The following is a 25,167-nucleotide window of genomic DNA, read 5'->3' as shown; positions in this document are numbered from 1 at the left end:
AAAGTGCGTTTTTAACGCACTTTCAGAGGCAGGCAAGACCCTGCTCGTTGTCCGTTAGGATCAAGGAGCAACGGCTTGCGCCTCGCCCGAGGAAAGCAACGAAAAAAGACGCTTGATTTCCTGATAGCACGTTGTCTACAGTCTGAAACAGCCATCGCAAGTATGTGATGGCTGTTTTTGTGTCTAGATTGAGGAATGAATACCTCTCTGTTTTAGGAGGTTCCACATGCAGACACCTTAGTGCACGTTCCGCCTTGAACCGAACACCCAGTTCATTCGAAATTCGAGTTCTTATGTCGTATAACTTTTGATGAACCGGCGATCGATCCATTGTTTCAAACGCCAGCTCAAATGATTCGTCTGATAGTGTCGTCCGTAAAGCAAGGTCCCTTGCTGATGTCCCATCGAAAGAATCGTCAAGTAACGCGTTTGCGGCCGGAACGTCCGCAAACGTTCCTGATTGACGAAACGAAGGAGATTCTCAAGCAAGACCGGTGCTTGCCGGACGGCGGTTACACCGTTCTTCGGTGTGTTCGGATATGCGGCGAGCGTCGCACAGTCGCCGACGGCAAACAGAGAAGGGTCCTCTAGCGACTGGAACGTCTCGTGGACGAGTAAAAACCCGCGGTCGTCACAATAGAGGCCGGATGCCTTAAACAAATCCAGCGCTGACGCGCCACCTAAAAACAGGACGGCATCTGCTTTAAATGATTGGCCCGACTGGAGCCGGACGGTTTGCTCATCAAGAGAGACGAACCGGTCGACGATGCGTGTCACGCCCAGCGTATCCAACCGGTCAAGGATGCTCGCTTCTGCCGGGTGTCCTGCGAGGAGCGGTTCATCATGGACGAGCGTGACCGGACAACCGTCCGATTGGAATGAGGCGGCCATCTCGATTGCAGCAGCACCGCTCCCGACGATGACGGGCGACGATGCCTCTTTAAACTGACGGAGCGCCTGATCGATTTGATAATTCGGCTTGATCGTGACGCGTGACGTCGCATCTGAGACATTCCAGTCATTCGAACCGATGTTACACGATACAACATCATAGGGAATGATTTGACCCGATTGACAGAAAACTTGTTTCGTTTGCGGATCGATTCGCGTGACACGGTCCTCCATCAATGTCTTTCCGTGACGCGCACAGAGTGCTTTGACATCGACCCGGGTCTCCTCGAGTCGATACGTGCCGTCCGCAAGACCGGAGAACATTCCTGAATAATACTGATAACGGGACGGGTTGATGACGATCCATTCAACATCCGGATGCGTTCCTTCCTTGATACATTCTAAATGGGCATGACCTGCCCCGACTAATACGATTCGTTTCAAACCTTCACCTACTTCTTTAAATTAACTGCTTCCGAAACTATGATTCCCTGAATCCGTCTGCGTTAATCTAATGAATGTCATAGGACAATCCGAAGCAAGCTCGCCACGAGACAAACGAGACAAAAAAACACTTGATCGTGACGCGTCACGACAGGACGGACATAATACGTCCGCTCGGCCTGAAACCGACGCGCTTCCATCGCAATCGCGATTTGTTCCGAACGGATGATACTGTTCGTAAAAAGCGGTAAACTGATGGCGAAAAACGTCTGCCATGGCCAAATCGAGTGCTGTTGCCGGACACGCCGTGCTTGACGGATTGTTCTTATTTCCTGCTGAAAGATCGGAATAAAACGAATCCCTGCTAAAAAGCCGTATGCGAGACGGTCCGGAAGGCGGCACTGATGAATCAGGCTCATGACGAACCGGGTTTGGTCGGTCGTCGCGATGAACGTCAAACTGAGGAAGACGAAGGCGAGCATCCGCAGTGCAATCAACCAGGCATGACCGATACTTTCTTCCGTGACGCGAAACCAACCGAATGACCAAACTTCCGTACTGCCTTTTCCGAAGGCTGCCATCATCCAAAATGTCAGCAAGAACAAGACGAGGTAGGGGGAGACCCGTTTGGCGAGCGTCAACAGTGACCAACCGGAGCAGCCCAATCCGACCGCAGCGAGTAAAAGTAAGGCTATCGTTTCGCGTAACGTCGGTGCCGCAATCAAGAGCACCATCACGTACAGGAGGGCACCGAGCTTGAGTGCCGGATTAATACGTGCGAGCGGGGAGTCGTTTTCCTGCACGACGTTTCACCTCCTCGAGTTGCTGATACAAATACGATAACGGACGAGAGAGTTGGTTATGCTCGAGTAACGTCTCGTCTTTAAACAAAGTGTCCGGTGTGCCGTCGAACTGAAGTCGCCCGTCACCAAGGACGAGGACCCGGTCGGCATACTGGTGGACCAGCTCCATGTCATGCGTCACCATGATCAGCGTCGTCCCGTTTAATCGCGCCTGCTCGAACATCTCGATGAGTTGACTTGTCGTCTCGGCATCTTGACCGAACGTCGGTTCATCGAGTAACAGGACGTCTTTTGGTTCTAACAACATCGTTGCGACGCTGAGCCGTCGCTTTTGACCCATGCTCAGGGCGAGGGGCGACTGACGGGCGACATGGGTTAACCGGTAGGATTGCAACGCCGTTTCAATCCGCTCCGGCGTCGGTGCATCCATGCTGATTACGAGCTCGTCTTCGACCGTCTGCTTGAGAAATTGGAGCTCTGGCTGTTGAAAGACGAATCCGACGTGTCGGTAATAGCTCCGACTTTTCCATGTCCGCAGTTCTTTTTCGAACAAGCGGACCGTACCGCCTTGCGCCGGAATCAATTTCGCCAGTGTTTCGAGCAACGTGCTTTTCCCGGCACCGTTCGATCCGACGACCATGATCCATTCTCCGGCGTGTGTTGCAAGCGACAGGTTATCGACAATCACTTGCTTACGGCGTCCTAACGCGGTGCGCGTCAGCGCGAACGTCGTGTCGTGCCGAACCGGAGGACGGTTGTTAGTCACTTTTCGTAACCGCCCCGCCTGGGAAGAAGCGGGGGGCACGGTTTCCAGTTCATACGGGTAGAGGAGCGGCGTCGCAATGCCGCGTCGTTCAAGTTCATCGCGATACTGACCGAAGACATCAAGCGGCGGACCATCGCGTAAAATCGTTCCGCCGTGATCGAAGACGAGCACCCGGTCACTGAACGTCACACAGCGGTCAAGCTGATGTTCAATCAGAACGAGCGTCAACGTCCGGTCGTGATGGAGTTCCTCAATCAGCTGCATCAAAACCCGATGTCCTGCCGGATCGAGTTGCGCCGTCGGTTCGTCAAGCAATAGAATATCCGGCTCAAGGGCTAGGACGCAGGCGAGGGCGAGTCGTTGTTTCATCCCTCCTGACAGTTGCATAATCGGTGTCGTCAGCGGCACATCAAGGCCGACACGTGCCAGTACGGCGTCAACCCGGTCATCCATCTGACTGCGGTCGACTGAGCGATTTTCAAGACTAAAGGCAACTTCCGCTCCGACGGTCTGCATGCAGAACTGGTCGTCCGGATTTTGAAAAAGGATTCCGACCGTCCCATTCGTTTTGCAGTGGCCGCTGACATCGGCTTCGATCGCGTCAGGTAATAAACCGGCGAGAACATGTAAAAACGTCGTTTTCCCACTGCCGCTCGGTCCGACGAGCAACGTCGTTTCCCCTTCGTGTAGCGTCACCGTCACCTTGTGCAGGACGTTGTCATGTTGCCCCGGATAGCGGACAGACAAGTCGTTACAATGAATCATGCTGCATCCGGCTTCCGCCGCTTACGCCCGATCGCATAACCGTTCAACGTCCCTGTCTTGACGAGCGCATCGACGATGACTTTCGCAAGTAATCCACCGAGCAATGCACCGCTGACGAGTTGAAGGGAAAACGTCAACAGAAGTGTCGTCGTCGTATAGTAGGCGAAACCATTGACGACAAGACTATAGACCATACTACCGATTGCGGCGAACATTCCGGATAGAACTAACGTCATTGTGTTGAACTTCCGGTATCCGAAGAGGGCAAAAGCGATTTCGGCACCGATTCCTTGAGCGAAACCAATCAATAAGGCCGATAATCCGAAGTGACTCCCCGTGAATAATTCGACAGCCGCGGCGACGACTTCTGCAATCAGTGCTGCCCCGGGCTTTTGAATGATGTAGGCGACAAGCGGACTCGCGATGACCCAAATCCCGAACATCCAGTTCGATCCGACCGGTCCGAAGATCGCGGAAATCGGTAACCACAATGTCGACCACCCTAAGTAGAGTACCCCGCAAGCAACCGACAACATCATCATGACGATGATTTCTTTCATTTTCCAACTGTTCATGTTCCTATCTCCCTTTGGCACAACCACCAGACAAACAAAAAGACCGCCCTCTATGAAAGAGAGCGGTCACTGAATCTGCAAACATGCAGAAAAATTGAACGAATTACCGCTCCACTTTCCTACGCTAGTATGAACTAGATCAGGTTCAAAGGGTCCGAAGTGAATCGTCTCAGCCAATGGGCTCCCCTAGTGGATGTGCATATAGTGTGTACGCTATTTACTGTACCGACTCTACCGACAGTTGTCAATACAGATAAAAACCCTCCGCGAGGGGAGGGTAAGAAAAATTATTCTTTTTCTTTCGTTTGTTCTTCAGTAGAAACTTCTTCTGTCGCTTCAGCTGGTTCTTCAGCATCTGCTTCTTCGAGATCCGCTTCAAGTGTCGATTCGACGACGGCAACGACTTGAATGTCACCTTCCGTAACGATACGGTATTCTTTTTCTTCCGGCAAATCCGAAACCGATAGAGAATCACCGAGGTTAAGATTTGTCACATCGACTTCGACGCGTTCCGGTAATTTATCTGGTGTAGCTGCAACTGTTACTTTAAAGAGTGTTTGTGAAAGATATCCACCAAGTTTTGCACCAGCCGCTTCGCCGACGAGGACGATATCTGTTTCGACTTCTGTTTCTTCATCCATTTTAACAGCGATGAATTCAACGTGCTTGATTGTTGGTGTGAAGATATCCATATCGAGTTTGTTGATCAGTGTGTTGACTTTTTTACCACCGATTTGAAGTGCAACAAGTGCATTCTCACCATGTTCGCGAACGACTTTGATCAATGCTTTTTCGTCAAAGGCAATCGGTGTACTTTCCACTTTGTAACCATACACGACACCAAGAGCTTTTCCTTCATGACGTAATTGCTTTCTAAGTGAGCGTGGGCGTACTTCGCGTTCTTCTACTTTTAATGTTACTGACATGTTCATTTCCCCCTTGAATTTGGTATAGCCCTCAAAAGGTAATGAAGAAAGGAGTGGAACGAATCGTTCCGGATCAAGACAGTGCATCGAATGCTATTTCAAATTGATTTCATAAAAATGAAGATCGAAGTGAGTGGTTAGCATTTCTCTCCCAGGTCATTACGCTGATATTGAGAAACATGTGGTTGTAAAAGCAACTCGCTGATGCGGTGCTATGATAGTTATACCCCTGTAACATTAAAAGCTAAACATCAACCGGCGAAAAAACGATAGCCAGAAACCTGTTCTCCCTAGAGCAGCAACGGTTTACATCATGTAAAGAAATCGGTGCCTTTCCTCTTATTCAAGCAATTGAACCATCTCATCGACCGATAACGCAAGTGACGCCGGTTGTTCAAGTATGTCCGTCACGAGTGTCGCTTTCCGTTCCTGCAGCTCGATGATTTTTTCTTCGATCGTGCCTTTCGTGATTAATTTAATGACTTCGACCGTCTGTGTTTGTCCCATCCGGTGTGCCCGGTCAGCCGCTTGCTGTTCGACAGCCGGATTCCACCAACTGTCATATAAGATGACAGTATCCGCCGTCGCCAGGTTCAGTCCGGTGCCGCCCGCCTTCAGTGAAATCAAAAACAGATCGACTTCGCCTGCATTAAAACGGTCGCAGCGTTCGAGACGCTCCGCAATCGGTGTATCCCCGCGCAGTTCGAAATGAGGGAGGTGCAACTCATGCAGGTCGTCCCGAATCAAATCGAGCATTTTTGTAAACTGTGAAAAAATTAAGATCCGTTTGCCTGCTGCCCGTTTTTCTTGAATCAAGGCGAGCAACCGGTCCCGTTTCGCCGACCGGCCGCGGTAGTTTTCGACGAACAGACGGGGATCGCAACAGATTTGCCGGAGCCGGGTCAATCCGGCGAGTAACTTCATCCGTTCTTCCGGTTTTGACTGATCAAGATGCTGTAACGTCTCGAGCTGTAACTTTGCCAAGTGGGCGGCATAGAGTTTTTTCTGACCCGCCGTCAGTTCCGTGTACTGATGGACGACTTGTTTCGCCGGCAACTGTTGCAAAACATCTTTTTTCGTCCGGCGCAGCAAAAACGGTTCGACGAATTGTTGGACGTCCCGTGCTGACCAGTCGAGAAACCGTTGCCGGTCCGGCAAGAGTGCCGGGAAGACGACGTCAAAGATTGACCAGAGATCAAGCGTCTTGTTTTCGAGCGGCGTCCCCGTCAAGGCAAACCGCCGCGTCGCCCACAGTTGTTTTAAGCTGACCGTCGTCTGCGACCGTGGATTCTTCAGATGTTGTGCTTCATCAAAAAAGATACAATCGTAATGGATCGTTTGATGATTTTTGATGTCGAGCCGGAGCGACGGGTAGGAGATGATGAGAATGACGTCGTCCGGCAAGTCTTCGAGCTGTCGTAAGCGCGACGCACGACTCCCGCTGAGCACACGGACGGTGCGTGTCGGAGCAAAGCGGTGCAGCTCTGCTGCCCAATTGTAGAGGAGTGACGCCGGGGCGACGATCAAGACACGTGCACTCGGGAGCGTTTCGATATAACCGATGGCTTGAATCGTTTTGCCGAGTCCCATCTCGTCCGCTAAGATGCCATGACAGTCGTGTGCCGCAAGACTCTTGAAGAAGCGGACGCCGTCTTGCTGATACGGCAAAAGTTGTGTCGCGAGCGGTTCCGGTAACGCCAGTCGTTCTGTTTTTCCGGCTTTCATCTCGAGCAATCGTTCCTTCAGTTGACTGTGGACCGTCAAGAAAGCAGCCGGGGTCAACAGGGCCAAGTTCGGCACGGCAGGAACGGTCAATTCCGCTTCAAGTAACGTCTGTTCCGTCGCTTCGACTTCCCGTAACAGCCGTTTGATTTGCGTGAAGGCACGGTCTTCAAGCGACAACAATTGTCCCGAACGTAAACGGTGGTACGTCTTTTGCGTCACGAGTGACGCGAGGACCGCCGACAGTTCTTGTTCTGAAATCCCGTCCATCGAAAACTTGAACGTCAACCAATCGAGTCGCTTCGTCACGTTGACTTCAATTTTCGGATGGAATGGACCGGGGAGCAATGCCGTTTTGATACTCGCCGTCGCGTATAACTCGAGTTGACCGAGGGCAACCATCGGGTCAAGTAAACCTTTTAAGACAACGTAGTGATTACTTTCTCCTTCTACTACATAACGGGCTTGATCCGCGCGGAGTCCTGTCGCTTCCAAGTAACGCGTCACCGCCCGCTCCGTCGACAAGTCACGCCCGATCCAGCGTGTCGGAGTCAACGGGTTGACGGTTTTGCCGTCGTAATCAAACGTGACGACGACTTCCAGGCGGGTATTGATCCGGTCGAGAGCCAGTTTGACGCGAGGGGATCCGCTGACGAGTCGGCCCCGGACAGCGGCGCTCATCCAGATGTCCGCCCGTTCCCGTAACCAGTCGCGGTCGTTCAGTAAACGGTCGAAGTAGGGCAGGGACAAGAGATAACTGCGCTGTGTCGTCAGGCTTTCGAGTGCAATCCCGCCGTCGCGGACGTCAAACCGGAGCTGCGCTTTATTTTCGCGTGTCAATGTCGCAAGATAGGTTGCAGCTGCGGCATCTTCAATTGTCGGTTGCGCTGAAAACGGTGTGATGGCCGGACGATTCGGTCCGGGCGTCCCGTAGGCTTGAATTTGTTGTAAGGCTAACAGCACTGCGACGATATGCCCACAAAACGAGGCATCCATGGCGAGCGAGGGACAGTTGCATCCGGCGTCAACACCCGTTTCCCGGAGATGAACGTGGACGTGAAAACGTGTTTCACCGGCAACTTCCGCCTCGACGAAGAGGTCACCCGGTGTGTAGTTGCGTAAGATCACTTTTTTTGCCGTCACATACCGTTTTCCGCGGCGAAAGGCATAAGTATCTGACATTTGTTTGATTTTTCGTTCACTTAATCCAAAATTCATCTGTGGTCTCCTTTACTATAAGATGACATAATACTATTATCGTTCACCATCAAATAATTCAATCGCCCGTTTTTTCTCCTGATCGCCGATATGGGCATAGACTTGAGTCGTCGCGACGGACTCGTGCCCAAGGAGTTGCTGAATCGTCAAGACATCGACGCCACCTGTCGCGAGACGCGTCGCAAACGTATGCCGTAACTTGTGCGGCGTGATTTGTTTCCGTTCCAAAAACGGTAAGACCGGTCGTAACCGATCGGTATGCCGTTTTAATATATGTTGGACCGCCCGCGGACTGAGCGGTTTCCCTTGTTTTTCGAATACAGCATCTTTCCCACGCATCGACAACTGATAGTGCGCGGCATACTTTCTGAGGGCGACGCGTGCCGGTTGCGCAAGCGGGATGACCCGTTCCTTGTTGCCTTTACCAATCACGCGAATCGTTCCTTCATGAAAATCGAGATCGTTCCACGTCAATTGTGTCATCTCGCTGAGACGCATCCCGCTATAGCCGAGTAGCTGGAACAACGTCACGTCACGGACGCGGTCACGCTCATAATGCGCCGCCTCCCGCGGATTCATCTCAATGTTCGACGGCAACAATTGAATCAGTTCATCCCATTCGCGTTTCGTTAAGTAGACCGGATCGCGTTTCGCTTGTTTCGGACGGTTGATTTTTGCGACCGGATTTTCCGACAGGACGCCGATGTCGATCAAATGGCGAAATAATGATTGTAACGCCGATAACTTCCGGTTGATGACACTCGGCGCATTGCCCTTCGTCAAGGCTAAGTATTCGGCGTAAGCCGCAATTCCCGCGCCGTCAATCTCAAGGAATGCCTCTTGCGTGATATCAATCGCCCGGACATCCTGACCTGACGCAGCAGCGACAAAGCTAAAAAACGAATCAAAATCATACACATAACGACGCATCGTTGCTTTCGAGAAATTTTTTGAAGCTAAGTGGTCGATGTAATCGCGAATAAATTCCGGCATCCGGTGATAGCCTGGTAGATCAACGGTATGGGCCGGAATTTGGACGGTTTTAACGGTTTTTCCTAGATTTTTAAATAAACTCATCAGTCTATTCCCCCTCTGACCTTACTATACCAAACGTTGGTAGACGGTACACTAGTTTGCGTGAAATAGTTATTTCACGCAATGTTAAATTGTCAGACAGGGAGCCCTCAGTTGCATCGACTTTCCGACTAACGGGCGACTGGTCAACTCGATGCAAATCAACGAAAGGTGTATTTTCTTATGTCAAACAGAACAATAATTGTATTATGTCACCTTGATAGAATGAATTCAGAAAAATATTCTTGAAAACCAATTTCGCTCTCAGTTGCATCGAACATGACTTCGACAGGTGGTTGGTCGTCTCATTTTCGTACAGATCGTTTTTCGTTTTTTCTCGGAATTGTTGCAAACTTTTAGAAACACGGCTTAACCGAAAGTGATTCGGGTATAGACAAGAAGATTGACTCAATTACGTATAGGGGGAGAAACGAATGATTTCTGATCAACAAGCACGCCAATTACTAAAAGAAGCGAAACGGATTGCCGTCGTCGGGATTTCAAGTGATTCCGGGAAAACTGCGAACTGGATCGCCGATTATCTTGTGCAGCACGGGTACGAGGTCGTTCCCGTCAATCCGACGCTTGACGAATGGAACGGATTAAAAGTTTATCCGACGGTCGATAGCATCCCGGGTCATATCGATATCGTCGACGTGTTCCGTCGCTCCGAGTTTTTAGCGGACGCTGCAAAAGAAGCGGTTGCCCATGGCGACGTCGGGATGATTTGGAACCAGCTCGGTCTGTCGAGCGTCGAAGCGGAAAGTTTAGCGCTCGGGGCAGGAATCCCGTATATCGAAAATCGATGCATCAAAATCGAACACCAATACTTATGATTTCGAGTCAAATCAAGACACTTACTCAAACGCGAGTGAGTGTCTTTTTTACGTTCCCCCTTGTCAGATAGCAAGAAGATGCCTACAATTAGATACAGACTACTAGAAAAACGAACGAATGTTTGGAAAATCGGCGTTTTTCTATATGAGGTGAAAACTATGGCGACAGATTTAAACAATTATAATGACGATGCCATCCAGGTGCTCGAAGGACTCGAAGCTGTCCGGAAGCGCCCAGGTATGTATATCGGATCGACCGATCATCGTGGACTCCACCACTTGGTGTATGAGATCGTCGATAACGCAATCGATGAAGCCCTTGCCGGGTTCGGGGAACAGATCGATGTCACGATCCATAAAGATAACGCCATCACCGTCCGTGACCACGGGCGCGGGATGCCGACGGGAATGCACGCGTCGGGGAAACCGACGGCAGAAGTCATCTTCACCGTTCTCCACGCCGGCGGAAAATTCGGTCAAGGCGGTTATAAGACGTCTGGTGGATTGCATGGTGTCGGTGCCTCCGTCGTCAATGCCTTATCCACAGACTTGAAGGTGACGATTTATCGTGACGGAAAACAGTTCGAGCAAACGTTTGAAAATGGCGGAATGCCTAAAACGACGTTACTTGAGACGGGAGCGACGCGTCAAAAAGGAACGGCTGTCTATTTTAAGCCGGATGCGAAAATTTTCAGTACCTTGACATACAACTACGAAACGCTCGCTGAACGTCTTCGTGAATCCGCTTTCCTCTTAAAAGGCTTGAAAATCACGTTGACGGACGAACGGTCCGACAAAGCAGATGTCTTCCAATACGAAGAAGGGGTCAGCGAGTTCGTCGGTTATTTGAACGACGACAAGGATGTCCTGCATCCGACGGTCGCGTTTGAAGGCGTCGAAAACGAAATCGAAGTCGATATCGCGTTCCAGTTCACGGACGCCTACTCGGAAAACGTCCTGTCGTTCGTCAATAACGTCCGGACGCGTGACGGCGGAACCCATGAAGTCGGTTCGAAAACGGCAATGACCCGCGTTATGAACGAATATGCCCGTAAAAATAGTTTATTAAAAGAAAAAGATAAAAATCTCGACGGCAATGATATCCGGGAAGGCTTGACGATGATCGTCTCGATTCGGATTCCGGAAGAATTCCTCCAGTTCGAAGGACAAACGAAGTCAAAACTCGGTTCTCCTGAAGCACGGACGAGTTGTGACGCCGTCATCAGCCGCCGTCTGTCGACGTACCTCGAAGAAAACCCGCAAACGGCGACTTTGCTCATTAAAAAAGCCATTCGTGCGGCACAAGCTCGCGAAGCAGCCCGCAAAGCCCGGGAAGAAGCGCGCAACGGCAAGAAAAAGAAACGTTCCAGCATCTTAAACGGGAAATTGACACCGGCCGCTTCAAAAAACGCCGACAAAAATGAATTGTTCCTCGTCGAGGGAGATTCTGCCGGCGGTTCTGCGAAACAAGGACGGAACCGGACGTTCCAAGCGATTTTACCGTTACGCGGGAAAGTCCTGAATACGGAAAAAGCGAAACTCGCCGACATTATGAAGAATGAAGAAATCAACATGATCATCCATGCGATCGGAGCCGGGGTCGGGGCAGATTTCGACCTGTCCGACTGTAATTTCGACAAGGTCATCATCATGACCGATGCCGATACCGATGGCGCCCACATTCAAGTCCTCCTGCTGACGTTCTTCTTCCGGTACATGCGTCCGTTGATTGACGCCGGGAAAGTCTTCGTCGCTTTACCGCCGCTGTATCGTGTCTCGAAAGGTAAGGGGAAAACGGAGAAGTTCGAGTATGTCTGGGATGAAGACACACTGGCGAAAACAACAAAAAAGTATGGTAAAGGCTATATGATCCAACGCTACAAAGGACTTGGTGAGATGAATGCTCCTCAACTTTGGGAAACGACGATGGATCCTGAGACCCGGACATTGATTCGCGTCACGATCGACGACGCCGCCGTTGCTGAAAAACGTGTTTCCGTCTTGATGGGCGATAACGTCGGCCACCGCCGGTCATGGATTGAAGATAACGTCGCGTTCGGACTCGCGGAAGACATCTCAATCATTGAAAATGAACACGTGACGAAAGCGAGTGTGACAAAGCATGTCTAATCTACAAAACATCTTAAATTTATCGCTCGAACAGGTCGTCGGTGACCGGTTCGGACGTTATTCGAAATACATCATTCAAGACCGGGCTTTACCGGATGCGCGCGACGGGCTCAAACCCGTCCAGCGGCGTATTCTCTATGCGATGCATACGGAAGGGAACCTGTATGACCGTGCGTACCGGAAGTCTGCCAAGACGGTCGGGGTCGTCATCGGCAATTACCACCCGCACGGCGACTCGTCTGTCTATGAGGCGATGGTCCGCTTGAGTCAGGAGTGGAAGTTACGGTACCCGCTCGTCGACATGCAAGGGAATAATGGATCGATCGACGGCGATAGTGCGGCCGCGATGCGGTATACGGAAGCACGTCTCTCAAAAGTCTCAAGCTTGATTCTAGACGGCATCAATAAACAGACGGTCGACTATACCCTCAACTTCGATGATACAACGGAAGAACCACTCGTTTTACCGTCGTTGTTACCGAACTTGTTGATGAACGGCTCGACCGGGATTTCTGCCGGATACGCGACAGAGATTCCTCCGCACCACGCGGGCGAAGTCCTCGACGCGGCAATCGGTCGCATCTCAGGCACGGTCAATGACGTCAACGACCTGCTGACGCACATGCAAGGACCTGATTTCCCGACTGGTGGCGTCGTGCAAGGGCTCGACGGGATCAAAAAAGCGTTCGAAACAGGACGCGGGAAAGTCATCATCCGGTCGCGGGCGACAATCGAGACACTCCGCGGGGGACGTCAGCAAATCGTCATCACGGAACTGCCATACGAAGTCAACAAAGCAAATCTCGTCAAACGGATGGAAGAATTACGCCTCGACCGTAAAGTCGAAGGAGTGGCTGAAGTCCGCGATGAAACGGACCGCGACGGACTGCGTGTCGTCATCGAACTGAAAAAAGAGGCTGATGCAGAGGGGATTTTACATTTTTACCTCAAACAAACCGACCTCCAAGTCGCCTATAACTACAATATGGTCGCCATCCATGAGCGGACACCGCGTCAAATGGGTGTGCTCGCCTTACTGGATGCTTATTTAAGCCACGTCAAGGAAGTCGTCATCCGCCGGACAACGTTTGATCTCGATCAAGCGAAACGCCGCCAGGAAGTCGTCTCTGCCTTAATGACTGCGATTTCCGTCCTCGATGAGACACTCCGTCTGATTCGGGCTGCGACGAACAAAGCGGAAGCAAAAGAGAATCTGATTGAACGCTTCGCCTTCTCGGACCGCCAAGCAGAAGCTGTCGTCATGCTCCAACTGTATCGCCTGACAAATACGGACATCGTCGAATTGCAGGAAGAGGCTGAAAAACTCGAGAAGGAAGTCACGCGTCTCGAGAAAATCTTGAACGATGAGAAGACGCGGAACCGCCTCATCATTAAAGAATTGAGCATCTTAAAGGATCAAGTCGCGGATGAACGCCGTTCAACCGTCGAAGCCGAAGTCGAAGAACTGAAGCTGAAGACGGAAGTCATGATCGCCGTCGAAGAAACGATGGTCTTCATGTCGAAAAACGGCTACATCAAACGCTCGTCGCTCCGGTCATTCGGTGCCTCGAACGACCTTCCGGAGATGAAGGAACAAGATCGTCTGCTCTATCAAGGGCAAGCGATGACGACCGATCACGTCATCGTCTGGACGATACGCGGTAATTACTTATTGATTCCGGTCCATCAGCTCCCAGATACGAAATGGAAGGATGGCGGACAACACGTCGCGAATCTCGTACCACTCGAACCGGGTGACCGTGTCCTCTCGATCGATCTCGTCCGGACGTTCGACGAAACGTCACATTGTCTGTTCGTCACTCGCCAAGGAATGGTCAAACGATCGAAACTGAGCGATTACAATGCCCAGCGGAAGTCGAAACCATTGCAAGGCGTCCGCTTAAAAGCAGATGACGAGGTCCTCTATGCTGCGGTCTCGACTGGCGAGAAACAATTGTTCCTCGCAACGCAAAACGGCTTTGGTCTGTGGTTCACGGAAGACGATGTGCCGGTCGTCGGCGTTCGGGCAGCAGGTGTCAAAGCCATCAACCTGAAGGATGATGATGTCGTCGCAGGGGCGATTGCCTTTATGCAAGCACCGAATATCGTCTTACTGACACAGCGGGGTGCCTTGAAGAAGATGCGCCTTTCGGATCAGTTCCAAATCACGAATCGTGCCTTACGTGGTCAGCAATTGTTGCGTGATTTAAAATCAAAACCGCATCAGGTAGCGGCGTTACTTGATGTCACGAATCAAAAAGAACTCGTTTTGATCGGAAAAGAGCAGGCAAAATCGATTCAAATCGGTTCCTTGTCTTATCTCGATCGGTTATCGAATGGTTCGTTTGCGTATGATGAAGAAAAATTCGGTCCACTCGTTGACTGGTATACCGTTTGACGGTCAGACGTCCCTCACGATGAAGCGTGGGGGACGTCTTTTTTTCTGTCTTTTTGTAGGAAATGTCGTCTTTTTAATCATTTTTTTAGATTATTTCCACAAATTATCGGTGAATCTTTAGTTTACAAATTGAAAGAGTGACCAATAACCGCTACAATAAAAGAAAATGGTCAGGTCAAGCATGTCACATCAGACGCGAAGCGGTTCGAAGCGTAGCTTATATGTATTTCTCAAGCAGCTACGGATCCGTCCTTAGCTGCTTTTGTGCCATCTGCCTAACTGGAGAGGTGATGAAGATGAAATTCAGACGACGCGAAAAAGTAGCAATCTATATCACACGGGAACAACCAGAGGGATGGGAACTACTTGTTTTTCATCCACAATCAGCTCCAGATAGTGACTGGCAGATTCCTGCCGGGACGATTGAAGACGCAGAAATCGCCAAGGAAGCAGCCGTCCGCGAGACGTTGGAAGAAAGTGGTCTATCACTTGCGACCGTTCAATACGTTGGCGAAGAAGAGATGCGTTACCCAGAGCGGATGCGGGTCCATTACACGTATTTCTATCATGCCCATATCGAATGCCAAGAAAACAGATGGACGCATTGTGTTGCGGGTGACGGTCAAGATTGCGGTGATTTTTTCCATTTCGCCTGGTTGCCGCTTGATCGCATCACACAGCTCGAACGCCGGCATCATATTTTTCTTGATCGGCTCATTCATCGGTTGGAACGTAATCAACCATATGATTGTCGCAAACACGGCTAATGTCGTGTTTTTTTGTTTTGTCTCACTATATTGAGTTTACCTTACTTATGAGACAAGATTATTTAACTATTGATAATATATGTTATGTTAACTAACAAAGAAAAATAATTTTTTTGCATGTCCCCCATAAAAAATAGTCAGTTTGCCCCTTTGTTTTTTACATCCACCCCTGTTACTCTAAATACAGTAACAAATCACTTGTTACCTTTATGTCGGTAACATTACGGTTGTAACCGGATTATCAGTAACAAAGGAGGAATTTGATGCAAGCCGTCGCCATTTCATTTGACGTCAAAAACTCACGCACTTTTCCGCACAAAGAAGAATTATTGCAGACACTCCGGACGTTAGCGGAGCAATTAAATGATCAGTTTAAAGACGCACTCGTCCCATTTCAAATCAAGTCTGGAGACAGCTTACTCGGTGTTTTCCAAAGCTACCCAATCTGTTATCCTGTTTTACTCGAACTCGTTAATAGTCCGCTCGACGGTTATGTCGGCGTCGGATTTGGTCAATATGAAACGCTTTCGACGACAGAAGCCGACGAAGCGAACGGTAGCGCCATCATTTTTGCCTTCGAAGCGCAAGAGGCGGCCAAAAAATCAGACAATCAAATCGTTTTCGCCGGCCCCCCTTATTTCCCGGCTGCTTTACTAACAGGCTATGTCGATATGCTGTATCCCGCTTATTTTGGGAAAACAGATCGTCAAGTCGAGCTCCATACACTGATGGACCGATTCCCGGACGCAACGTATGAAGAAATCGGACTAAAAATGGGTTTTCAAGAAAAAGATGCCCGAATTAACGTCGCGAAACTTGTTGCCCGCTCGCAACGTAAACAACGGAAGCAACTCGAAACGGCTTTTATACAAGCGCTCGAGCAACTCCAGGTCTGGGAGGCGATTGGATGAATTTACTGTTGAGCCTTCTGATTGCCCATCTCATTGCCGATTTCCCGCTGCAAGGTAAACGGATCGCGGAGCACAAGCACCGGAAGCTTCGCCCCCTGCTCGTCCATCTCGGGATACATAGCCTCTGTACAGCGGCTGTCTTAAGTTATTTTTACCTGACCGGACAATTCGAGCTCGTAAGTGCCCTGTATCTCTTCAGTGCGATTATCGGATCACACGCCGTCATTGACCGCTCGCAACTTAAGCGGATCATCAAACCGGCACCGGCTTTTTGGATTGATCAACTGTTACATATCGGCATCATCATTGGTCTGATTGCGGTGATGTTCCCAATCAGTTGGCCAAGTGCTATCACCCTCTCCTTCCAAGTGCTTTGGATCATCATGTGGAGCCTGGTTGCGACGGAACTGGTCGGACGCGGCATCGCCCCCTTGCTGCTACCGTTCGCTCCCCGATTGATTGAATCCCATTTCGAGCGGAAAGTGACTCGTAAGGAACAATTGAACGGGATCAGCCGTTCCGTCACCCACGAGGTTGAGGATTCGGCCCGCAGTTACACGACAGAGATTAATGGCGTTGGTCGCTATATCGGTCTCGTCGAGCGGGCAATCATCGTTATTCTCGTCGCCGTCAATGCGGTTGGTGCAATCGGCTTCATCATCGCTCTCAAAGCATTGGCGCGGTTCAAGCAGTTTGAAGACCGCCGTTTTGCGGAATATTATATCATCGGCAGTTTACTTAGTATTTTGAGCGCACTCCTCTGCGGAATCGCCATTCGCTTCGTATTATAGAACGAGAAAGAAAGTGAGGTGAGACGGCTTCCTGGCTTTACCAGAAAGACCGTCGAACAAAAATGAAAACAATTGGATTAGTCAGACACCACCGGGTCACAGAAGGATATCCGACGAAAGGTTGGATTAGCGCTTCCGATATCGAAGCTTGGATTGAACGGTACGATAGCTCGGCGATCGATGTCAAACCGGTCGAACTCGGACAGACGGACTGGACGATCTGTTATGCGAGCAGTATGCCGCGGGCGATCCAGACAGCGGAGAGTGTCTATGAGGATGAGATCATCGTGACCGACCTTTTACGGGAAGTGCCGTTCCCGACAATCAATTCCCGGATTCGCCTCCCCTTCCTCGCCTGGGCGATCATCGGTCGGCTTGTCGCTCCGTTCAGCAAACGGATTCAGGCGCAGATTAAAGATGCCAACCAACGCATTGAAGTGTTGTTGAATCAATTGGCGTTCGAGAATAATGAACGCGTTCTCCTCGTCGGTCACGGCGGAATGATGTTATTGATGCGGACGGCACTGAAAAAACGTGGTTACACCGGCCCCCGCTTCCGTCACCCGCGCAACGGGATGCTCTATCAATTTGAAAAGAGTGAGGTTAGACGATGAAATGGGCTTCGACGATTCTGCTCGCCCTCGGTCTCATCATCATTTTCTATATGACGCGGGAGGACGAAGCGCTACGCACCGACCGCGCCGAAACGACGGTCTCGGTATACGGATTTGATGTCGGACAAGGTGACAGCACCTTCATCCGGACGAAGACGGACGCGATTTTGATTGATGGCGGCAACAATGGGAAAGGAGATGACGTTGTCCGCTACTTAAAAGCGCTTGGGGTGAGACGCATAACAGCCGTCATCGCGACCCACCCTGACGCCGATCACATCGGCGGACTCGACACCGTCCTTGAAGCATTTGATGTCGACCAAGTCTACGCCCCGCGTGTCAATCACACGACCGATACCTATCGTGACTTTTTGCTTGCTGTTAAAAATGAAGGGGTGACAATCAAAACGGCGAAAGCCGGCGTCGTCATTCCGAGTGAATCAGCCGATTTTGAGATCATCGCTCCTTTGACGGACGGGACCCGTGATTTAAACAGTTGGAGTGCCGTCCTGAAGATGACGCACGAGGAGAATACGTTCCTCTTCATGGGGGACGCGCCGACTCGGACGGAGCAACAATTACTAACAGCCGGAATTGACGTCAAGGCAGATGTCTTAAAGATTGGTCATCACGGTGCCGATACATCGTCGTCGATTCCATTTCTGCAAGCGGTCCACCCTGAACGTGCCTTAATTTCAGCGGGAGAAGGAAATGCCTACAACCATCCCCGGCCGATAGTCATGAATGCCTTAGCAGCAGAGAGCATCACAATCGACCGTACGGACCGGATGGGGACGATTGAATACACATCGGATGGGACGGCGATTACCGTCACAAGTCGCAAAGACTTCCGTCCGAACTAAGGAGGCATGACGATGAAGATGACGGTCACAGCTTTCGAGGAAGCATTCGCCTTGTGTGAGACGGAAGCACGGGAAACGATTCAACTCCCGCGAGAACGACTGCCGGTCGCAGCAGAAGTCGGCGATCGGCTGGAATGGCAAGGTCGCTCGATCCGGATTTTACGTACCGAGACGGTGGCGCGTCGCCAGGAAATCGACCAGTTGATGGATGAACTGTTTGAGGATTGACGCAGGAAGCAGACACAGCGTGTCTGCTTTTTTACGGATTAATGGAATTATTTAGAAGGAATATCGAGAATTACTGGCGGTTTTATCTGAATTTTCGTACACTTTAGTGAGAAGAAGAAAACAAGGGGGAATTATTTTATGTTTCAACAACTACGTACATCCTTAAAACAATCCGTCCTCGGGCAGGACCATGTCATCGATCATCTGTTGATCGGCATGCTCGCCGAAGGACATGTCTTACTGGAAGATCGACCGGGTACCGGCAAGACGACACTCGCTAAGGCATTGGCGCAGTCGCTCGATGCGAAGTTTTCCCGTGTCCAGTGTACAGCCGACACGCTACCGACCGATTTACTCGGAATGGAGTTGTTCAATCCGTTGACCGGCTCATTCGAACAACGATTCGGTCCTCTGTTCGCCAACATCGTCCTCGTCGATGAAATCAACCGGACGACCCCGCGCACCCAGTCAGCGCTCCTTGAAGCGATGGCGGAAGCACAAGTCACAATCGGTGACACGTCCTATACGTTACCGCAACACTTTTTTGTCATCGCGACACAAAACCCGTTCGATGGACAAGGAACGTTCCCGTTGCCTCAAGCTCAGCTCGATCGTTTTCTGTTCAAACTTTCGTTCACGCCGCTCGACCGGACTGCTGAAAAAGCACTTTTGCGGGGCGCGCATCTCGAGGCGATGGATCTTCATCTCCCACTCGAGCAATTGAACGCCTGGAAACAGGAAGTCGCAGCCGTAACCATCGAAGATACGGTCGAGGACTACCTCCTTGATGTATGTGACGCCCTACGAGCGCACCGTGACATCGAAATCGGTCCAAGTCCGCGGGCGACGCTCGCCTTGCTGAAAGCGGCAAAAGCACGCGCCTGGATGCATGAGCGGAATTACGTGACGCCGGAAGATATCAAGAGCTTGGCCACCCCCTTGCTCGCCCACCGTCTCGTCTTGACCCTTGAAGCGACGTTAAAGATGATGAATGAACGACTCGTCAAACAAACCCTTGAATCTTTGACTGTACCGACTGAGGTGTAACCATGCAATTGATTACACCTAAAGCATTCCATCCCATCTTCTTATTTCTCGTCGGGGTAAGTGGTGTCTTTTGCGCCCTATATGGTTCACTCGTCCTCGCCAGTCTATTCGTCGCCTATGTCCTCTACGGCTGGTATATGCCGAAGTGTCTCGAATACTTAGCTAATCAGATCGACGTCCGACTGGTCGAAACGACACGTGCCTTTCGTGACGATGAACTCGCCATCCCGTTTGCTTTAGAAAACCGGGCAAGGTTTCCGCTCGGTAAAGTCACTGTATCCGGCTTGCTCGGGGATCAGGTCCGAATCGATGGTGCAGGCAGTCAATTTTGGCGGCATCACCTGTTCGTCGGTAAAAATCAAATCGTTCCGTTCGAAATTGACGTCATCGCCGCACATCGCGGAACGATTCGGATTCAGTCGTTCGATGTGATGATTTCAGATCCGTTCCATACGATGACGGTCTACTTGACATTACCGATTCAACAACTCGGGCATGTCTTCCCGGACTTCGCCCCTGCTTCCGTCGAATGGAACGAACGGCAAATCCCCGGTGAGGCGGTTGATCGGTCGAGCCCGTTCACGGACCGGTCGAGCTTTCATTCCGTCGTCCCTTATGCGGGAGACGCCAAGACAATTTACTGGTCAGCATATGCGAAGACGAGCGAACTCTATTCCTATCAATACGACCGTGTCCGGAATCATGATTATGCCGTCATCATCGACGGTCTGTCCGGTGACGGATTGTCCTTACGGAGTGACTTTGAAAAACTTCTGTCCCGTGGTGCGACAATCATCCGGGAACTTGAAAAACAAGGTGCCTCTTACAGTCTTTGGATTTCGATGGTCAATCGGGATGGTCAGTGGTATCATGTTCCGTCCGGAAAAGGAAAGGAACAGTTTTTACGGACGATGGAGTGTTTGGCGCGCCTGTCAGAGTACGACTTACCGCTTGAGCGCCGCTACTTCATGAAACGTCTCCAACGGGCCGTCCCGTCGACGACTGCCGCGATCCACCTCGGTCATCGGCAAAAGGAGGTGAGCGCATGATGTTGCTCTGGTGGTTACTCATCATCAGTCTCTTACAGACGATGGCACTCCCGTTGCTTGCCTTTGCGCTGCTTGCCGTCCTACCCGTTCGGAAAGTCCGGATTCTTCTGCAAGTGATTGCTGCGCTCGCCCTGTTTTATGTATCACCATTGATCAGCATCTTCTTATTGTTAGCGACTGCGATCGGTGCCTTCCTCGAGACGATCGAACTCGAGTACCGCTTTGCTTTGACGGGTGCTGTCTTCGTCGGGATTTGTTTCTTGTACCCCGGACTGACACCACCGCTCCTCGCCTATGTCTTGCTTGGTCTACTCGTCCTGACGCCATTCTTAAAGCGACATTTCGTCGAGTGGCGCCGGATTTTGACGAGCGTCACGCTCGCCTTCGGACTTAGCTTTTTGCTCGTTTTCCTTCTTCGCCTGATGAAGGAAGCATTGTTCGGATCCGTCGCAAATTTAATGCGCCCCGCCTTCGAGATATTCGGTTCACTCTTTACGTGGACGATTCCGCTTTCGGAAAAGGTCGATGAAAAAATGCAGACTGGTGCAAACCTCGGCAACATGGAAGCGGTCGAACCCATCAAACAAGGGGTAATGAACGCCGCGACGGTCCAGGTGTTTAATTATGCCGCCCTCGGACTGGCTCTCCTCGTCGTCGGACTGATGTTCTATTTCCTCCGTAAACGACGCGTCGTCACGGTGGAGCAGGACGAGATCGTCCGACCAACCGCCAAAAAGCGGACGAAGGCCGCGAAAAAGCACAGTCAGCATCCGTTGCTCCAACTCGCCTCGCAACTGGAGCAAGCCTTTCCACGCAAACGCGATGAGACGACATACGAATGGCTTGAGCGGATCGCCTTCCCGGAAGTCGAGCGCAATGCCCGCTTGATTGACGGAATCGAGTTTAGTCAAAGTGAACCCGCCTATCATTTGCAAGTTTTCCGTCGTCAGGTTCGGGAACGTATTGAACAATAAAAAAAAATCTCCATCTCTGTAACAGAGAATGGAGATTTTTCATTTAGTTGAATCAATTTTCGAGGCTTTACGTGCGATGACGACGATAAAGACGATCGCACCGACAGGAAGCACTAACGGCATCCAGTCGAGGATATACTGTGTGTTCATGGTATCCCCCCTTATTGGCATGAGCTATAAGCGTAGCATATTCCAAATAACGGGATGATGCAAGTCTCGTTACAGCCGCGGTAAGACCGAATAAGCGATTGAATAATACAGTAAAATACTCGTTGCAAGCGAATAGACGACAAGAATTACCGGGATATGTTTGAGTTGACCACGACGTTTAAAGAGACGAATCGAAAAAATTGTAATGGCTAGTGCAAAGAGTGGACTAAAACCAAAAATGACGATATCCATCGTTTCTAATAATTCTTCCGCAAAAAGTAAGTTAAAAGCGAAAATAAACAATAAGTACCAGGAAATATAGGATAGACAGACGAAGAATAGATACAATAGTCCATCCATCCAGCCCCGTGTACGGCGATTTTCCATCTGTTGCATGACGTTCCTCCTACATAAGTATCAGATACCCTTAATAGTAGACGGAAAAGATACGCGAAAATATTCAAATATGAATATACGACAAAAAACGACAAAAAGTGTCCTTTCACTTGCAAGGACACTTTTCGCAGCATTAGTTTACAACAGAACTTTCCTGATAGATTCGCGCCAACTGAAGGACCTTCTCTTTAAAGGTTTCACGACGGATGCTCGGTTCGATGATTTCAGCTTGGTTAGCAAATTGAATCAACCATATCATGAAGCCTTCCGAGAAGAGGGCACTGACTTTAACCTCGAACCATTCCTCGTCGATTCGTCGACAGCGGATATCCGTCCCGAATCGATCGACGACCGTCGGCATGACGCTTTCGTGAAATTTTAACGTCAGTTGCTCATCTTCCCCTTCGTACATGTTGAACATGTTACTCAAGTAGGAAGGATCCACCTCGACCGGAGTCTCTGTAGGTTCGAATACACTGCACTGGACGATCCGGTCGACACGATATGTCCGAATCTGCTGGACACGTTCATCACGACCGATTAAGTAATAGTTCCCGTTATCGACAATTAGGTGCGCTGGTGTGACGAGATAAAAATCACCATCTCGGCGGAGCTCGAACTTCCGCGTCCGTTCATTAAATTTCCCTTGGTACTGGAAGCTGATGATTTCTTGTTCCGTAATCGCCTTTTGAATCGTATCGATCGAGAACGGAATTACTCCTTTTGGTTTTTTGACCGTATGGATGACGGGGTTCAACGTCTTCGCCAACCGCTCGCTCGTCAACGATTGGATCGTTCGAACAAGCGCCTTCGTCTCACTTTCCGAAATGAATTTCGCACTTGCGATCGCGTCGACGAGTAAACGCAACTGGTGGTGCTCAAACCGCCGGCTGACGAGATGATATGGCGTCGCCAGTCCATTTTTCGTCTCTTCTTTGACGACATCAAACCCTGATTTCGCAAGGGCCTCGATATCGTCCTTCAGCGATTTTCGTGATAATTTTTCAATCAATCCTCGTTTTGATAAAGCGATACTCAAATCTTCTAACGTCAAGGTCTCCTCTTCGTCCGAGTATTTTTCAAAAATATCCCGAACAGCCAGTAAGCGATCACGGTTTGATAATTTTTCAGTAGGCACGGTACATCCTCATTTCCTATCGTTACGGTATTTGATTATACTTCGAGTATACCGTAAATAAATAATAATATTAACAATAAATTGGTAAAATTTATATCGTTAGGAGAATTTGGATGCATTTGATTGCTGAATGGAAGGAACAACAATTTGATTACCGAGATAGCGGAACAGGTCCCATCATTCTGTTAATCCACGGTACACAGTCCGATTACCGGGAGATTTATCATGTCGAAAAATTAATTCACGCCGGGTACCGTGTGATTGTCCCGTCACGTCCCGGATACGGAAAAACCCCGCTGCGGTTAGCGGAGTCTCCTGTCGAGCTAGCTGCGTTCTATAAAGGTTGGATGCAGGCACGCGGTTTTACACGCTATACCATCTACGGCATCTCAGCAGGCGGTCCGACAGCAATCGCCCTAGCGAGCCAAAACGATGCTGCTTGCTCACTCGTTTTAGCGTGTGCGATGTCTCATCAAATTTCACTTCCATACCAGAACGTATTGATTCAACCGCTCTTCCAACGTCCACTCCACTTCATTCAGTGGGTATTATGGACGTATGTCAAAGATAAGTTAAAAAAATTTCCTGAAGAGGCGTCCGTCCGGATGGTCGAAATGACGAGCCTGTTGCAACGTAGTGACATTCGGTCACTCTTGACGCATGAAGATGAACGCTTATTGTATGCCGTCGGACTACAGAACGGTCCCGGGCGCGGCGTCTTGTTCGACATCACTCAGCAGCTTGAGCGACAGACACTCGAAACGGTCAGCTGCCCAGTCCTAATCGTCCATTCACAAGCCGATCGCGCTGTCCCGTTCGAGCATGCCCGCTATACGCAGCGTCTGATCCCCCATGCCCAGTTCATCGAATCGAAAAGTCCGGGTCATTTGATTTGGATTGGTCCTTCAGCACGACGAGATGAACGAATGATTGAACGCTTCATCACATTAAATCACCTGTAAACGAACATGTAGCTTCATTTTTTCATTTTCCTCGACAATCGAGATGATTCCCCGGGCCGTCAATTCGTCGATCGCCTGCTCCGTCCGTTCTTCGTTCAAGCGGGCACAGCGGGCGATTTCTGCGATGCCCATTCGACAGGACAGTTGATTCGCTTTGATTTTCGACGAAGGTTTGGCAACGGACCGTTGCAACAAACGCCAAAAGACATGACGGGCGTCGTCCGATAATGCATAGGCGTTCTTTTCAATGACAGGGGGTACATACCGAATGTCTTCACGGATCCGACGAATTAAGTACAGGCTGAGCCATTCCTCGAGTTCAGCTTGAATCCGGAAAAATTCAAACCACCAAAGTTGATCAAGTGCGTGTTCCTCATCACGGCTGAGCATCCAGCTCGGTGGGATTTGATCAAACTCCTCTTCAAGCCAGTCCTCATAATCAAGTGCCGTCTCATAGAGGACTTGCGGCGAAATTTGAGCCAACGATTCCCGTGATTTATAGATATCAAAGCTCATCCGACGAAAATGTTCGACGGAGGCTGCGACTTGACTGAGCTGAACGAACTTTTTCGTGATGAGACGAGCGAGACCGTCTAAATCATGGTGCATCGCATAAAGGTGTTTTTCTAAAGCAATCAAAATACTTCTTTCCATCAGACGTTTCCTCCTCTTTTACTGGTGTGCTGATAGTCTTTTTCCGCAATCCCGGTTTTCAAAACCATTCTTAGA

The 25,167-nt window shown here is 50.2% G+C and carries 23 protein-coding genes and 1 riboswitch; of the genes, 13 read left to right on the top strand and 10 right to left on the bottom strand.

All coding sequences use genetic code 11. The annotated features are described in order from the left end of the window. Positions 1 to 291: 291 nt before the first annotated feature. The 7 genes from KNQ05_RS05155 to KNQ05_RS05125 form a co-directional block, all read right to left on the bottom strand. A complete protein-coding gene (locus KNQ05_RS05155) occupies positions 292 to 1,335 on the bottom strand; it encodes an NAD(P)/FAD-dependent oxidoreductase (protein WP_214804545.1) in 1,044 nt (347 codons plus the stop codon). Positions 1,336 to 1,412: 77 nt separating this feature from the next. Next, entirely contained in the window at positions 1,413 to 2,138 is a 726-nt protein-coding gene (locus KNQ05_RS05150) for an energy-coupling factor transporter transmembrane component T family protein (RefSeq protein WP_088837161.1), read from the bottom strand. Beyond that, positions 2,104 to 3,669: an ABC transporter ATP-binding protein gene (locus tag KNQ05_RS05145; protein WP_251132442.1), complete on the bottom strand. Its 1,566-nt coding sequence runs from the start codon at positions 3,667 to 3,669 to the stop codon at positions 2,104 to 2,106. Before KNQ05_RS05145 ends, KNQ05_RS05150 begins: the two co-directional genes overlap by 35 nt. Continuing rightward, on the bottom strand, positions 3,666 to 4,244 hold the full coding sequence (locus KNQ05_RS05140; protein WP_088837162.1) for an ECF transporter S component: 579 nt from the start codon (positions 4,242 to 4,244) through the stop codon (positions 3,666 to 3,668). The genes KNQ05_RS05145 and KNQ05_RS05140 overlap by 4 nt, the downstream gene beginning before the upstream one ends. Positions 4,245 to 4,343: 99 nt before the next feature. Further along, a riboswitch (TPP riboswitch) is annotated at positions 4,344 to 4,442 on the bottom strand. Between the two features lie 89 nt (positions 4,443 to 4,531). Continuing rightward, positions 4,532 to 5,170: a 50S ribosomal protein L25/general stress protein Ctc gene (locus KNQ05_RS05135; protein WP_214801721.1), complete on the bottom strand. Its 639-nt coding sequence runs from the start codon at positions 5,168 to 5,170 to the stop codon at positions 4,532 to 4,534. 339 nt (positions 5,171 to 5,509) lie between these two features. Continuing rightward, entirely contained in the window at positions 5,510 to 8,110 is a 2,601-nt protein-coding gene (locus tag KNQ05_RS05130; RefSeq protein WP_214804543.1) for a DEAD/DEAH box helicase, read from the bottom strand. 36 nt (positions 8,111 to 8,146) lie between these two features. Further along, positions 8,147 to 9,187: a tyrosine-type recombinase/integrase gene (locus KNQ05_RS05125; protein ID WP_239456895.1), complete on the bottom strand. Its 1,041-nt coding sequence runs from the start codon at positions 9,185 to 9,187 to the stop codon at positions 8,147 to 8,149. A gap of 431 nt (positions 9,188 to 9,618) precedes the next feature. On the opposite strand from KNQ05_RS05125, the gene KNQ05_RS05120 reads away from it, so the two are divergent. The 12 genes from KNQ05_RS05120 to KNQ05_RS05065 all read left to right on the top strand — a co-directional run bounded on the left by KNQ05_RS05120 (position 9,619) and on the right by KNQ05_RS05065 (position 21,792). Continuing rightward, complete coding sequence (locus KNQ05_RS05120) at positions 9,619 to 10,020, top strand: CoA-binding protein (RefSeq protein WP_088837166.1); 402 nt, start codon at positions 9,619 to 9,621, stop codon at positions 10,018 to 10,020. 159 nt (positions 10,021 to 10,179) lie between these two features. Next, on the top strand, positions 10,180 to 12,150 hold the full coding sequence (parE, locus tag KNQ05_RS05115; RefSeq protein WP_088837167.1) for a DNA topoisomerase IV subunit B: 1,971 nt from the start codon (positions 10,180 to 10,182) through the stop codon (positions 12,148 to 12,150). After that, on the top strand, positions 12,143 to 14,548 hold the full coding sequence (gene parC, locus KNQ05_RS05110) for a DNA topoisomerase IV subunit A (RefSeq protein ID WP_214804541.1): 2,406 nt from the start codon (positions 12,143 to 12,145) through the stop codon (positions 14,546 to 14,548). The genes parE and parC overlap by 8 nt, the downstream gene beginning before the upstream one ends. Positions 14,549 to 14,844: 296 nt before the next feature. Beyond that, a complete protein-coding gene (locus KNQ05_RS05105; RefSeq protein ID WP_235195152.1) occupies positions 14,845 to 15,315 on the top strand; it encodes an NUDIX domain-containing protein in 471 nt (156 codons plus the stop codon). Positions 15,316 to 15,578: 263 nt separating this feature from the next. Continuing rightward, positions 15,579 to 16,226 (top strand): hypothetical protein, encoded by a 648-nt coding sequence (locus KNQ05_RS05100; protein ID WP_088837169.1) that lies wholly within the window; start codon positions 15,579 to 15,581, stop codon positions 16,224 to 16,226. Further along, on the top strand, positions 16,223 to 17,017 hold the full coding sequence (locus tag KNQ05_RS05095) for a DUF3307 domain-containing protein (protein WP_214766135.1): 795 nt from the start codon (positions 16,223 to 16,225) through the stop codon (positions 17,015 to 17,017). Before KNQ05_RS05100 ends, KNQ05_RS05095 begins: the two co-directional genes overlap by 4 nt. A 62-nt stretch (positions 17,018 to 17,079) precedes the next feature. Continuing rightward, positions 17,080 to 17,631 carry a histidine phosphatase family protein gene (locus KNQ05_RS05090; RefSeq protein ID WP_029330219.1) on the top strand — a complete coding sequence of 184 codons (552 nt, stop codon included), beginning with the start codon at positions 17,080 to 17,082 and terminating at the stop codon, positions 17,629 to 17,631. Next, positions 17,628 to 18,494 (top strand): ComEC/Rec2 family competence protein, encoded by an 867-nt coding sequence (locus KNQ05_RS05085; RefSeq protein WP_088837171.1) that lies wholly within the window; start codon positions 17,628 to 17,630, stop codon positions 18,492 to 18,494. Before KNQ05_RS05090 ends, KNQ05_RS05085 begins: the two co-directional genes overlap by 4 nt. Before the next feature lie 12 nt (positions 18,495 to 18,506). Then, positions 18,507 to 18,722 carry a DUF3006 domain-containing protein gene (locus tag KNQ05_RS05080; protein WP_157898482.1) on the top strand — a complete coding sequence of 72 codons (216 nt, stop codon included), beginning with the start codon at positions 18,507 to 18,509 and terminating at the stop codon, positions 18,720 to 18,722. A 138-nt stretch (positions 18,723 to 18,860) separates the two neighbouring features. Continuing rightward, a complete protein-coding gene (locus KNQ05_RS05075) occupies positions 18,861 to 19,769 on the top strand; it encodes an AAA family ATPase (RefSeq protein ID WP_214804539.1) in 909 nt (302 codons plus the stop codon). Between the two features lie 2 nt (positions 19,770 to 19,771). Then, complete coding sequence (locus KNQ05_RS05070; protein ID WP_214804537.1) at positions 19,772 to 20,818, top strand: DUF58 domain-containing protein; 1,047 nt, start codon at positions 19,772 to 19,774, stop codon at positions 20,816 to 20,818. Next, positions 20,815 to 21,792, top strand: a complete 978-nt coding sequence (locus KNQ05_RS05065; protein ID WP_251132443.1) for a hypothetical protein — start codon at positions 20,815 to 20,817, stop codon at positions 21,790 to 21,792. Before KNQ05_RS05070 ends, KNQ05_RS05065 begins: the two co-directional genes overlap by 4 nt. A gap of 219 nt (positions 21,793 to 22,011) precedes the next feature. Here KNQ05_RS05065 and KNQ05_RS05060 read toward each other — a convergent pair whose 3' ends face one another. Further along, positions 22,012 to 22,338 carry a hypothetical protein gene (locus KNQ05_RS05060; protein WP_029330229.1) on the bottom strand — a complete coding sequence of 109 codons (327 nt, stop codon included), beginning with the start codon at positions 22,336 to 22,338 and terminating at the stop codon, positions 22,012 to 22,014. A gap of 133 nt (positions 22,339 to 22,471) precedes the next feature. Beyond that, a complete protein-coding gene (locus tag KNQ05_RS05055; protein WP_214804535.1) occupies positions 22,472 to 23,476 on the bottom strand; it encodes a helix-turn-helix transcriptional regulator in 1,005 nt (334 codons plus the stop codon). Positions 23,477 to 23,589: 113 nt separating this feature from the next. Here KNQ05_RS05055 and KNQ05_RS05050 point away from each other — a divergent pair, with 113 nt between their 5' ends. Next, on the top strand, positions 23,590 to 24,438 hold the full coding sequence (locus KNQ05_RS05050; protein ID WP_214804533.1) for an alpha/beta fold hydrolase: 849 nt from the start codon (positions 23,590 to 23,592) through the stop codon (positions 24,436 to 24,438). Here the strand turns inward: KNQ05_RS05050 and KNQ05_RS05045 are convergent. After that, positions 24,424 to 25,092, bottom strand: coding sequence for a hypothetical protein (locus tag KNQ05_RS05045; RefSeq protein WP_159172483.1), 669 nt, complete (start codon positions 25,090 to 25,092; stop codon positions 24,424 to 24,426). The genes KNQ05_RS05050 and KNQ05_RS05045 overlap by 15 nt on opposite strands. Positions 25,093 to 25,167 lie beyond the last annotated feature (75 nt).

The sequence above is a fragment of the Exiguobacterium sp. s125 genome, assembly GCF_018618605.1.
Classification (GTDB): domain Bacteria; phylum Bacillota; class Bacilli; order Exiguobacteriales; family Exiguobacteriaceae; genus Exiguobacterium_A; species Exiguobacterium_A oxidotolerans.
The sequence above is the reverse complement of the archived record's forward strand: the minus strand, read 5'-3'. Positions and strand labels throughout refer to the sequence as shown.